At 59.7% G+C, this 12,135-nt stretch carries 9 protein-coding genes; 4 read left to right on the plus strand and 5 right to left on the minus strand.

The genetic code is table 11. The annotated features are described in order from the left end of the window. The first annotated feature begins 161 nt into the window (after positions 1 to 161). Positions 162 to 1,730, plus strand: a complete 1,569-nt coding sequence (locus FHT78_RS08635) for a diguanylate cyclase (RefSeq protein WP_246715198.1) — start codon at positions 162 to 164, stop codon at positions 1,728 to 1,730. 7 nt (positions 1,731 to 1,737) lie between these two features. Here FHT78_RS08635 and FHT78_RS08640 read toward each other — a convergent pair whose 3' ends face one another. Then, positions 1,738 to 2,607, minus strand: coding sequence for a LysR substrate-binding domain-containing protein (locus FHT78_RS08640; RefSeq protein ID WP_183742570.1), 870 nt, complete (start codon positions 2,605 to 2,607; stop codon positions 1,738 to 1,740). 145 nt (positions 2,608 to 2,752) lie between these two features. Between FHT78_RS08640 and FHT78_RS08645 the strand changes: the two genes are divergently transcribed. Next, positions 2,753 to 3,610, plus strand: coding sequence for a DUF1989 domain-containing protein (locus tag FHT78_RS08645; RefSeq protein WP_183742572.1), 858 nt, complete (start codon positions 2,753 to 2,755; stop codon positions 3,608 to 3,610). A 36-nt stretch (positions 3,611 to 3,646) separates the two neighbouring features. Here FHT78_RS08645 and FHT78_RS08650 read toward each other — a convergent pair whose 3' ends face one another. Continuing rightward, positions 3,647 to 4,912 carry a glycerate kinase gene (locus FHT78_RS08650; protein WP_183742574.1) on the minus strand — a complete coding sequence of 422 codons (1,266 nt, stop codon included), beginning with the start codon at positions 4,910 to 4,912 and terminating at the stop codon, positions 3,647 to 3,649. 173 nt (positions 4,913 to 5,085) lie between these two features. Between FHT78_RS08650 and FHT78_RS08655 the strand changes: the two genes are divergently transcribed. Next, entirely contained in the window at positions 5,086 to 6,378 is a 1,293-nt protein-coding gene (locus tag FHT78_RS08655; RefSeq protein ID WP_183742576.1) for an MFS transporter, read from the plus strand. Between the two features lie 202 nt (positions 6,379 to 6,580). Here FHT78_RS08655 and FHT78_RS08660 read toward each other — a convergent pair whose 3' ends face one another. The 3 genes from FHT78_RS08660 to FHT78_RS08670 form a co-directional block, all read right to left on the minus strand. Further along, a complete protein-coding gene (locus FHT78_RS08660; protein WP_183742577.1) occupies positions 6,581 to 6,886 on the minus strand; it encodes a hypothetical protein in 306 nt (101 codons plus the stop codon). Positions 6,887 to 7,077: 191 nt separating this feature from the next. After that, complete coding sequence (locus tag FHT78_RS08665) at positions 7,078 to 8,973, minus strand: ABC transporter ATP-binding protein (protein WP_183742579.1); 1,896 nt, start codon at positions 8,971 to 8,973, stop codon at positions 7,078 to 7,080. Between the two features lie 24 nt (positions 8,974 to 8,997). After that, positions 8,998 to 10,851 carry an ABC transporter ATP-binding protein gene (locus tag FHT78_RS08670; protein ID WP_183742580.1) on the minus strand — a complete coding sequence of 618 codons (1,854 nt, stop codon included), beginning with the start codon at positions 10,849 to 10,851 and terminating at the stop codon, positions 8,998 to 9,000. Positions 10,852 to 11,161: 310 nt separating this feature from the next. Between FHT78_RS08670 and FHT78_RS08675 the strand changes: the two genes are divergently transcribed. Continuing rightward, positions 11,162 to 12,031 carry an aldose 1-epimerase family protein gene (locus FHT78_RS08675; RefSeq protein WP_183742582.1) on the plus strand — a complete coding sequence of 290 codons (870 nt, stop codon included), beginning with the start codon at positions 11,162 to 11,164 and terminating at the stop codon, positions 12,029 to 12,031. Positions 12,032 to 12,135: the final 104 nt, after the last annotated feature.

Genomic DNA, 12,135 nt, shown 5'->3' on the forward strand with positions numbered 1-12,135 from the left:
GGAAAATGACATCAGGATCTTCTGTTAACTTTGCATAAACCTTGTCTTGCTTCAGAGTATGTGTGGAATTATTGCGCTGTGAGACTTGGTTACATTCCTTTACGTTCCGCTGTTAAAGTCACATCCGAAAGATCTGCTGATGCGACTTTACGGTTGGACCAATGGTGCTTGGCGCTGAAATCCTCGCATTCCTGGAAGCCTGTCCGATGGCGGTGCTTGTGCTCGACACCACCGGTCGCGTTATCTTTGCCAATACCGGAGCCGGGCATCTCCTCCATCTCGAAGACAGGCTCGCCGCCGTCGATATTGCCGACCTCATTCCGGAATGGCCGTTGCTCTCAGGTGTCTCCACTGTCTTCATCAGCGATCATTCCGGTCAGCGTCGACTATACAGCGTACAGGTCATGAACTGGCCGACAGGTATGGAGACGGTCACGGTTGCTTTCTTCGAGCCGGTGGATGACGAGCGCGCTGCAGGTTACGCGGCGCGGGAGGCCAATCTGCGTTTGCGCTATGTCATCGAGATGCTGCCGGAGGCGGTCTGCGTGTTCGATGCCAACGACCGCTATGTTCTCTGGAACCAGAAATATGCTGAGCTTTACGCTGATATAGCCGAACATCTTAGGCCCGGGGTCGCCTTTGAGGATATATTGAGGACCAGCCTCGCCGGCGACGGGATGCGCGAGCTCGTCGAGGACAAGGAGGCATGGTTCAGCGCCCGCATGCAGAAATTTCGTCAGCCGGTTTCGCAAGAAGAGCAGCAGTTGCGGGATGGCCGGTGGCTGCGCCACGATGACCGGCGCACGCCCGACGGCGGCGCGATCGGCATGCGCATCGATATTACCGGCCTCAAGCAGCGGGAAGACTGGCTTCGCCAATTGTTCAACGCCAATCCCATGCCCATGCTTTTGTGCGATGGCGATAGTCTCGCCATTCTTCAGGCCAACCAGGCAGCCGTTGATTTTTATGGTTTCCTACCAGCAACGCTACTGTCGAAGCGAGCTTGCGACATGCATGTCGACGGCGACCTCGAAGCATTCGAGAAAATCCTTCTCCATCTCGACCGTGTCTGTGATGCCCGCACGATCTGGCGACAGACGACGCGGGACGGATCGGAGCGCCACGTGCTGATCTATATCCGTCAGCTCCAGGAGGGAGCCGAGCATCGGCTGCTGCTCACCGTGGCCGATGTCAGCGACAGAGTTCTTGCCGAGACCGAAGCCAATCGTTTGGCCCATCACGACATTCTCACTGGCCTGCCAAATAGGATGCAATTCTACAAGGCGCTCGAAAAAGCCCTTGCATCGGAGGACCGGGAAAAGGTCATCATCTGCTGTCTGGATCTGGATGGATTCAAGCCCGTCAATGACACGTTTGGCCATGCTGCCGGAGATGACGTGCTGAAAGATGTCGCCCATCGGCTGCAGATGCATGCGCGAGGTCATCTGCTCGCCCGCCTCGGGGGTGATGAATTTGCAATCCTGATGACGGGAGAAAGAGGCGAAGCGATTGATCTCGCCGAGCGCTGCATCGGCGCCTTCGAGCAGCCTTTTATTATCAATGGTCTTGCCATACGGCTCGGCATCAGCATCGGCATTGCTGCGGGAGTGGACCGCGAAACGCTCATGCAGGAGGCGGACCGGGCGCTCTATCGCGCCAAGGCGGACGGTCGCAACATCTGGCGAGTGACACCTCCGGATTTGCCTGTTCGGAAGCGCGCCAAGGCCTGATCGGCCGTCAGCTCTCGTCCTGCCTTGCTGCAAGCAGCCAATCGCGAAGCATTCTCGCCTCGCGCGAGAGGCCTCTTGCTTCGATGAGCCAGTAGGCCTTGTCCAAATCGGAAGCCCTCTCGAAGAGGGAGACGAGCGAACCCGCCGCGATCTCTTCTGCAATCAGCGCTGTCGGGCAAAGGCCGATACCCTGGCCGCTGATCAACGAGCCGATCATGAGATTGAAGTCGGCAAAAACAGGTCCGGCCTTCGGCGCGGAATGGATGCCGGCGCCCGACATCCAGCGCGCCCAGGCATCGGTCGTCTCGTCGTGCAGAATTTCGCAGCCAAGCAGGTCAGCTGGCGTGTGAAAGGGGCCATGCCGGGCGAGGAATTCTGCCGAACAGGTTGGTCTGGTTTCGGCATCCAGGAGCTTGATGGCACCGGATTCCGGCCGCACGCCGTGGCAGACGAGGAGATCGGCACCTGCCGCTTCGGGCGTCCTGGCATCCAGCGCATAGACGATGTTGATCCTGATATGAGGGAAAGTAATTCTCAGCCTAGGCAGCTGCGGAATGAGCCATCGCACCGCCATGGAGGGAATGCATGCAACGCTGACCGGCCGGCTGTTTGCTTCCAGCCTCAACTGCCGGGCGGCGACTTCGATATGCGCCAACGCATGTGTAACGGCTGCGCCGAATTCCCTGCCTGCGGCCGTCAGCGTCACGCCCCGGCTATGACGCAAAAATAAGGGCATGCGGAGCCAATTCTCCATCGCCCTAACGTGCTGGCTGATGCCGGCCGGTTTCAGGTTCAGTTCGGCAGCCGCCCTGACGAAGCTTTCGTGGCGTGCGGCAGCTTCGAATGCCCGCAGTGATGCGAGGGGAAGGTTTCTCATTTCAGGATGACTAAGCAAAACTTTCCCATAGGGCAAGAAACATCTCGGTTGCCCAATGGCGCAGCCCTGCTAAGAGTGCTCGGCGACTTATCGCGTGTCACCGGGCGCAGCACCCGACGACCGCAAGCGGAGCGGAACCAACCGGATGTCGGAGCAGTCGATAGTGCCAATTCCATCTGACGCGGCCGAGCGGCGGTCAGCACCGCCCGTCGTCGTCTATCCCGTCGAAACGTTGCCTTCCGCCGATCTCCGTCTGCTCGAGGCCGCCCGCCAAACGCTGACGAAGATCAGCGAGGTGATTGTGCCACCGCGCAAGGCGGGCAGCTTCCACGTTCCGCAGGGGCATTTCTTTCGCATCGTCAGTATCGACGGTCCGCAGGTTGGTGACCTCAATCTTTGGAACGCTGCCGATCTCACCGAACGGTTTTTCAGCGGCAAGACACGGGCTCTACACGCAACCCATGTCGGGGTCGGCGATCGTCTCTGGAGCACGCTGCCGCACCTGCGCCCTATGGCGACCATCACCTATGACAGCCTTGGCTGGTACGGATGGGACGACGATGGCGCCGGCATTCACGATGTCATCGGCACGCGTTGCGATCCCTATACCAACCGATTGCTGAAGGATAGCGACTATCATCATTGCTGCCATTCGAACCTGACGCGGGCGCTAGCCGCCGAGAGCGGCATGTCGGTCGAGCAAGCCGAGATACATGTGCATGACGTCCTCAACGTCTTCATGTGCACCGGCTTCACCAGGGACACGCACCAATATTTCATGAAGGCGAGTCCCGTCAGGCCGGGAGATTTCATCGAGTTCTTTGCTGAGATCGATCTTCTTGGTGCCCTGTCGGCCTGCCCGGGCGGCGATTGCGGCACAGGCCATTCAAGCGACGAGGCCGCCTGCTATCCTTTGAAGGTCGAAATATGGAAGCCCGATCCTGCTGCACTCGCCAGCTGGACGCCACCGGAACCGAATCCCTATCCGAGAACGCATCGGTAAATCGGCGGGCAGCACAATTCTCCTATGGAGGAGCGGTCAGACGATCAGGATGGCTCTGAAATCGTTGACATTGGTGCCCGTCGGGCCGGTTTCGAAGAGGTCGCCGATGGCCTTGAAGCCGGAATAGCTGTCATTGGTATCCAGCACATGGCGCGGGCCAAAGCCTGCGGCGCGCAGCCGCTTGACCGTGCTGCCGTCGGCAAAGGCGCCGGCATTGCTTTCCGAGCCGTCGATACCATCGGTGTCGGCGGCAAGCACGTGAACGCTGTCATAACCGTCGATCGCCAGCGCCATGGCCAATGCGAATTCGCTGTTGCGCCCGCCTTTGCCCCCCCTGGTGCGCAACGTCACTGTCGTTTCGCCGCCGGAGAGGATGACGACCGGCCTTTTGAACGGCCGGTCGCGTCCAGCGACTTCCCGGGCGATTGCCGCATGCATCAGTGCCACATCGCGCGATTCCCCCTCGATGGAATCCGAGAGGATCGCCGGCGCAATGCCTTGCGCGCGGGCGGACTCGGCAGCGGCTTCGAGCGACACGCTGGCCGAGGCGATGATGTGATGTTCGTGACGGGCAAAGACCGGGTCGTCCGGCCGCGGTGCATCGGCCTTTGGAGAGCTCAAATGATCCATGGCCGCCTGCGGCAGCTTGAGGCTGTATTGCTGGATGATCTGGATCGCGTCATGCCGGGTTGAGTTGTCGGGAACGGTCGGACCCGAGGCGACATGGGCGGGGTTGTCGCCGGGAATATCGGAGACGATCAGGCTGACGACACGGGCTTTGGTCGCGGCGGCCAATCGCCCGCCCTTGATGGTGGAGAGATGCTTGCGTACGACGTTCATGTCCGAGATCGGCGCGCCCGAGGCGAGCAGCAGTTCGTTGAGCAGGATCTCATCCTGCAGTGTCAGGCCTTCGGGCGGGGAAGGCAGCAGTGCCGAGCCGCCGCCGCAGATCAGGGCTATGACGAGATCGTCCTCGCCCAATCCTGCGACTGCTTCCATCAGCCGCCTGGAGCCGATAAGGCCGGCTGCATCCGGAACCGGGTGGGCGGCTTCGATGATCTCGACGTGCCGCGTTTCGCAGCCATAGCCGTAGCGGGTGACGACCACGCCTTCGAGCGGCCCCTTCCATACGCTTTCCAGGGCGCGTGCCATCTGCGCTGCACCCTTGCCGGCGCCAACCACGACTGTCTTGCCCTTTGGTTTTTTCGGCAGATGCGCGGTGATGCCGGTCAGCGGATCGGCGGCGCGCACGGCTGCGGAAAACAGGCTGGCCAAGAAATCGCGGGGGGAGAGCAGGGTCATTATGATCTCTCTGGAGATACGGCAGGAAGGATGACTTCCGCTCTTTTAGGCATGACTGGCGAGCTATCGCTTGTCAATCTAATAGCGGTCCCTATCCGTTCGCTATGATTGATAATTGCCCCGACGCGGCTATCTATCAAAGAGAAAAGCAACAATCATTTGGAGAAATTGCAATGGTCAACGAACAGCAGTTGATCTCGAAGATCACCTGGCGGCTCATGCCATTCCTCGGAATCCTTTATCTTATTGCCTATATTGATCGTCAAAACGTCAGTTATGCCAAGCTGCAAATGGTCGACGCGCTCGGCATGAGCGAATATGCCTATGGGCTTGGCGCCTCGCTCTTCTTTATCGGCTATTTCCTCTTTGAAGTGCCGAGCAACCTGTTCCTCGACAAATTCGGTGCGCGTGTCTGGTTCGCGCGCATCCTGGTTTCCTGGGGCATTGTCACGATCCTGCTCTCCTATACTCAGAACGCGACGATGTTCTACATCCTGCGCTTCCTCCTCGGCGTCTGCGAAGCAGGCTTTTTTCCAGGCGTCCTTTATCTTTTGACGCTCTGGTTCCCGGCGGATTATCGCGGCCGCATGGTGGGGCTGTTCATGATCTTCAGTGCGCTTGCCAATGCCGTTGGCGCGCCGGTTGGCGGCATGTTGCTTGATCTCGACGGTTTTCTCGGCCATGCCGGCTGGCAATGGGTTTTCCTGGCAACCGGTATTCCGGCCGTCGTCGCCGGGATCGTCACCTTCTTCTATCTCAATGGCCGGCCTGAAGACGCAGATTTCCTCAGCGACGAGGAGAAGAGCTGGCTCGCAAATCGGCTAGCATCCGAAAATTCCGGCATGGATCACAATGCGGAAAACGGCTTCAAGGCGCTGACCGATCCGCGCGTCCTGTTGATGGCGCTTTGCTACATCGCCTTTCCACTGGCCGCCTATGGTCTTAGCTATTGGTTGCCGACTATCGTAAAGGCTTTCGGCGTCAGCAATACCGTGAACGGTTTCCTCAACATAATCCCGTGGATGCTGGTGGCGATCGCGCTATGGGCGGTCCCGGCTGCCGCCGACAAGGTGAAGGCGAAGACGCCCTATATCGTCATTCCCGCCTTCATCGGCGCGGCCTGCCTGCTGCTCTCGGCGCTCGTTCCCAACAACACGCTGCAGTTCATCTTCCTCTGCATTGCCGCGGCCGGCATCTTCGCGCCGCAGCCGGTCTTCTGGAGCCTGCCGTCCCGCTTCCTGAAGGGCGCAGGTGCTGCCGCCGGCCTTGCCGCCATCAATTCCGTCGGCAATCTCGGCGGCTTCGTCGCCCAGAACGTCGTGCCCTGGATCAGGGACGAGACAGGAAGCACGATTGCGCCGATGTTCTTCCTGGCTGCCTGTCTCGCTGCCGGTGCGTTGCTCGTCTTCGTCGTCGCCACGGTGATGACGCGCAAGCAGCACGATACCGTGCCGCGCGGCGCCTGAGGGACTCTGTGCAGGCGAATGACAGGTGCAGGATTTTTCTCATGGCCGAATGAGCCACGAGCAAAATTATCGGCAGTTTTCGCCGATATTTGAGGAGCATAGCCGGAACAGTGATGTAGCCTCGGCCGAGAAAGCGAAAAAGCAGCGGCGTTGAACACATCAACGCCGCATCAATGATTTGCGCTAGCGGGTATCTCGGGCGTTAGTCGCAGACCCGAACGGTTTCGGTATGATAGCCGCCGTCGTAACGGTTGCGAACATCACGATCTTCATACCAGCATCTCGGCGGCGGCGGGCCTGCATCGTAATAGCGAGGACCCTCGACATAACGAGGGCCGCTATTGGCAAGCGCACCACCGATCAAGCCGCCAACGACACCGGCAGCAACGCCGCCGGCAATGATGCGGCCGGTATTGTTGTGATGGTGATGATCGCGTGCGGCAGCAGGCTGAATAGCCGAGCCCACAAGGGCCGTCGCGATCAACAGACTGCTAACAATTCTCTTCATGACATTCTCCTTAGTCGCAGATCGCCCCTATCGAACATAAAATGCTCCACGGCGGCGTTTGTTCGTTCAAATCTTGCACCTTTTGAGGCAAGCAGGCCAAGAAAACGGTAGGTAGGCCCTCAATTTATATTTTGCACTGAAATCCTCAGCGCGAATTCGGTGGATCAAACGCACAATCGCAACTGCCGGCATCAGGTCGCCGATTCTGTCACCGTTTCTTCCAGCACGTCCTCGGGAATATCGTCGAAGGATGCGTAGTTGAGGTTATAGAGCTTTGAGTAAAGCTTGCCGTTTTTCATGAGCTGGTGGTGATTACCGCTTTCGACGATCTCGCCGTTCTGCAGCACGATGATGCGGTCCGCTTCGCGGATCGTTGCCAGACGGTGGGCGATGACGAGACCGGTGCGGTTTTCGAGCAGCTTCACAAGCGCCTTCTGGATCAGCATTTCGGTATAGCTGTCGATATTGGCCGTCGCCTCGTCGAGCACGAGGATCTTGGCGTCGGCCACTAGTGCGCGGGCAAAGGAAAGAAGCTGGCGCTGGCCGAGCGAAAGATTGCCGCCGCGCTCGCCGAGCATACTGTCATAGCCCTGGGGCAGACGCATGATGAAGTCATGTGCACCAACGGCCTTGGCGGCCTCGATCACCTGCTCACGTGTGGCTTCCGTCTTATGATACCGGATATTTTCGAAAACGGTGCCGGTGAAGAGGAAGGGTTCCTGCAACACCATGGCTATCTGCTGGCCGAGCGAATCCTGAGTGAGTTCGCGCACGTCATGGCCGCCGACCATCACCTGTCCCTGCTGCACCTCGTAGAAACGGTGGATCAGCGACATGCAACTCGATTTGCCCGAACCCGTCGGGCCGACAAGGGCGACCGTCTCTCCGGGATTGACCCTGAAGCTCACATGCTTGAGCACCGGCTGCTTGGGGTTGTACCCGAACACGACATCGCGGAATTCGACGGAGCCGTCCATGTCGGGCGAGAGCACCTTGGCATCCGGAGCATCCTTGATTTCGATCGGCACGTCGAGCACGTCGGTCAGCCGCTGCCCCGAGGCCATGGCGCGCTGCATGACCGAATATTGCAACGTCAGCGAGCGGATAGGGTCGAAGAAGCGCTGGATGTAGAAGAGGAAGGCGACGAGTACACCGACGTCGAGCGCCTGGTTCAATACGCGCGCACCGCCGACGACGATGACGAGCGCCATGGCGATACCTGTCAGCGTATCGACGATCGGCACCATGATCTGCGCGTATCGGGCCGCCGTCAGATGTGTCAGCAGGTTGGCATGCGCCTTGTCGTCGTAAAGCGTGAAGTTGACCTCCTGCCGATCCATGCTCTGGACGGCACGCACGCCATGGATCGCTTCGGCAAGCGCGCCATTCGCGACCGAATTCGTCTCATGCGCTGCCATGAAAGACTTGCGGGCGAGCGGCAGCCAGAACAGGCGCACGACAAAGAGTACCGGCAGCACGGACAGCGTCAGGAGGCCGAGCTTGAAGTCGAGATAGAGCATCACGAAGACGATGCCGAAGAGCAGGAAGATATCACCGACGGACAGCACGCAGGTTTCCAGAAATTCCTGCATCGAATTGACGTCGCCCTGCAGGCGCGACATCAGCCGGCCGATCTCAGTCTTATCCATGAAGGAGAGCGACACGCGCTGAAGATGGGAGAACATCGCCTTGCGGATATCGAAGAGCACGTTTTCCGCTACGCCGCCGACTAACGTTTCCTGAAAATAGCTGGCCCCGTAGTTGATGAGGATGGCGATCAGGAAGGCGACGATCGCTAAGGTCAGTGCTGAGCCATTGTCGTCCGGCTGCATGCCATGGTCGATGGCGTAGCGGATAATCAGCGGAATGAGAAGCTGCATGCCGGTAAAGACCAGCACGGAAATCACCGACAGGATGACATCGCGCCGGTAGGGATGGACGAAGGCCCAGATGCGCTTGACGATGTTGGAATCGAAGACCTTGCCGAAGATTTCCTCTTCTACACGCTGCGAGCCGACGACTGCTCTTGGCGGGCGTCTGCCATCCTCGCGAACGTCGGAGCGTTCGGTTTCCAGTTCCTCGGCCATCTTGTTTCCTCCTGCGCCGGTTTCTTACGCGCTCAAAGCGTCGTCGCCCGGTCGCACCTGCAAATCGTAAAGTGCCTTGTAGCGGCCGCCGAGCGCCAGGAGCTCGTCATGCGTGCCCTGCTCGACGATACGTCCGTCCTCGATGAAGAAGATCTTGTTGGCATGCATCAGCGAGCTCAGGCGATGGGCGACGATGATCGTCACGCGATCGGCGGCGTAGCGGCGCATGGCGCTGCGGATGCGCTGCTCGGTTGCCGCATCGATTGCTGCGGTCGAATCGTCGAACACCATCACGGCAGGTTTGAGCATCAGCGCGCGGGCGATGGAAAGCCTTTGACGCTGGCCGCCGGAGAGCGATACGCCGCGTTCGCCGACAACCGTGCCGTAGCCGGTCGGCAGGCCGAGCACGTAGTTGTGCAGCTGCGCGCTTTCGCTGGCCCGCTCGATGCGGCCTTCCTTGGCCCAAGGGTCGCCATAGGCGATATTGTTTTCGATCGTCGTGGTGAACAGGAAGGAATCCTGCTGCACGACGGCGACGGAGCGGCGCAGCGACTGCAGCGTCGCCTTACGGATATCCTGCCCGTCGATGGTTATCCTACCGCCGGTCGCATCGTAGAAGCGTGGGATCAGGTGCGCGAGTGTCGACTTACCGCTGCCGGGCGGCCCGACGATGCCGACCGTTTCGCCGCGCTTCGCCTCGAAGCTCACGTCATGCAGAACCTCGTGCATCGGCGAACTTGGATAGGCGAAGCTGACATTCTCGAAGCGCAGCGTGCCCTCCGTCTCCTTTAACTCCCTAGCATCGGGGGCGTCGCGCACGGCAATTTCGAGATCCAGAAGGTCAAAGAGGCGCGTGCCGCAGGTCGAAGCACGGGCGAAGGCGTTGACCATCAGGCCGAGCTGCCGCACCGGCATTTGCAGAATGGTCATGAAGGTCAGGAAGGAGGCCAGCGTACCGACGGTGATCTGGCCGGAATGCACTTTGCTGCCGCCGACCCACAGCACCAGTCCCATGGCCACGAAGAAGGAAAAAGTCATGGCGCTGGTGTTGACGACGCGGATGCCGACACGCTGATGTGCAAGCTCCAACGCGTTCTTCGATGCCTCGTCGAACTTCGATAGTTCGTGGTCCTGGGCCGCAAAAGCGCGCACGACGCGGATGCCGCCGAGATTTTCTTCCATGATGCGCGTCAGCACCGACAACCGCTGCTGCAGGTCAAGCCAGGTGGCGCGCAAGCGAAGCTGGGTCACAGAAGAGCGCCAACCGACGAACGGCACGAACGAGAGCGCCAGCAGGCCGAGCAGGACGTCGGTCGAGAGCAGCATGTATGCGCCGATGCCGATCAGCATGGTCAGCAGGAAGACGCGCACAAGCGCCGTCGAGAAATACATGCGCACGCCTTCCAGATCGAGCAGGCCGACCGTTATCAGGTCGCCCGAATGCACGCTGTCATGAAAAGAGAAGGAGAGACGTTGGATCTTTTCGTAGCAGGCGAGGCGCAGTTCGTAGCCCATGTGGTGGCCGACCGCTTCGCTGTAGTAGTTCTGGATCATCGTGAAGATGCCGCGCAGGACGCTGGCGCCGAGCAGCAGCAGCGCCGTCGTCAGAAGCGCATCCTGCGCCTGCTGCCCGATTGTGCCGCCATGGAGCGCCACCTGCGTATGGTCGACCGCTTGGCCGAGCAGGCGAGGGATCAGAAGCTGGAAGGTGGAGGCGATCAGGGTCGCGCAGATGGCGAGGCCTGCTTGCCAGGGATGACGGAAGGCCATTACGGTGATGCGGAACAGCGTGTAGAGGCCTTTGCCCCACCCTGCCGCGGTTGCAAGCGCCATCGAAGCCGAAGGCTTCATCGCGCGTATGGACGCATCGCTGCTCACGGTATTTTTCCAATAGATGTGTGCTCGGACACAGGTGGCCCGGAAAGACGGCAAATCCATGAAGGGATTGATAGCGCATCCACTTTTGCCGATTCCAACAGGGGGTTCAAGTAAAGAATTCACCAGTTGGTTATTTTTACGTGAGCCTCCTTCGCATTGGCCGATGACGCTGCGTTGACGCGCCTCGCATACACGCAGCGGGCGTAGTTTTCCGCCGGAAGACGAAAATTTGGAAGCGGCGCAACGCCGGTGGAAATCCGCGTGCCAGGCATGTATGGTCCGCTCGCCAACCAGCACGAAGAGGCGTTCGATGTCATCCACGGTCCGGATTGCTAATCAGTTTCTCACCGTCGACGTTTCCTCGCTGGGCGCCGAAATGCAGGCGCTGACATCGAGCGACGGCCGCTCCTGGATCTGGAACGGTGACGCCGCCTTCTGGAGCGGCCGTTCGCCGATCCTGTTCCCGATGGTGGGCAAGGCGCCGAATGACATCCTGAAGGTTGGCGGTCACAGGGCGTCGATGGCCCAGCACGGCTTTGCCCGCCGCAGCGAATTTGCGCTGGCATCCTCGTCCGAAACGAGCTGCCGTTACGAGCTCGTCGCTTCAGAGGCCACGAAGGCGGTTTATCCCTTCGATTTCCGGCTGGCCGTTATCCATAGCGTCGAAGGTCAGGCGCTGACCGTTGCCGCCGAAGTCACCAACCGCGACATTAGGCCGATGCCTTTCGGTCTCGGCTTTCATACGGCTTTCGTCTGGCCGCTGCCGGATGCTGCGAACAAGCCGCATAAAGTCTCTCTGGACAATGGCGCCGAGCCGGCACTCGTCCGGCTCGAAGGCGGTCTGATATCGCCGAAGAAACTTGCTTCACCCTTCAAGTCCGGCAGCCTCGTGCTCGACCATTCTATGTTCGAGGAGGACGCGATGATCTTCCCGGAAGGCGCTGGCCCCGGGCTGCGTTATGAGGCTGAAGGCGGTCCGTCCATACATTTCAGCTTTGAGAAACTTCCCAATCTGGCGCTCTGGACCAAGCCCGGCGCTCCCTTCCTCTGCGTCGAGCCCTGGCACGGGACAGCCGCCGAAAACGGCGGTCCCGACGATCTGGAGGGCCGTCCCTACACTAACGTGCTTGCATCGGGCGAAACCGCACGCTTTTCCTTCACTGTCGAAATCCTCGCATAGGCCGGTCGCGTTTCCTTTTTGGATCAAGGTGTTAGGCAGGTGGTAAAATAAACTTCTTGCCACCTTGTGCTTTTCGCGCTTTCATACACGACTAGTTTGATAGA

The organism is Rhizobium sp. BK196, assembly GCF_014193255.1.
GTDB lineage: Bacteria > Pseudomonadota > Alphaproteobacteria > Rhizobiales > Rhizobiaceae > Rhizobium.

Coding starts and splice junctions, on each gene's coding strand:
- FHT78_RS08635 (WP_246715198.1), top strand. CDS start 162: ATGGTGCTTGGCGCTGAAATCCTCGCATTCCTGGAAGCCTGTCCGATG.
- FHT78_RS08640 (WP_183742570.1), bottom strand. CDS start 2,607: ATGAGAAACCTTCCCCTCGCATCACTGCGGGCATTCGAAGCTGCCGCA.
- FHT78_RS08645 (WP_183742572.1), top strand. CDS start 2,753: ATGTCGGAGCAGTCGATAGTGCCAATTCCATCTGACGCGGCCGAGCGG.
- FHT78_RS08650 (WP_183742574.1), bottom strand. CDS start 4,912: ATGACCCTGCTCTCCCCCCGCGATTTCTTGGCCAGCCTGTTTTCCGCA.
- FHT78_RS08655 (WP_183742576.1), top strand. CDS start 5,086: ATGGTCAACGAACAGCAGTTGATCTCGAAGATCACCTGGCGGCTCATG.
- FHT78_RS08660 (WP_183742577.1), bottom strand. CDS start 6,886: ATGAAGAGAATTGTTAGCAGTCTGTTGATCGCGACGGCCCTTGTGGGC.
- FHT78_RS08665 (WP_183742579.1), bottom strand. CDS start 8,973: ATGGCCGAGGAACTGGAAACCGAACGCTCCGACGTTCGCGAGGATGGC.
- FHT78_RS08675 (WP_183742582.1), top strand. CDS start 11,162: ATGTCATCCACGGTCCGGATTGCTAATCAGTTTCTCACCGTCGACGTT.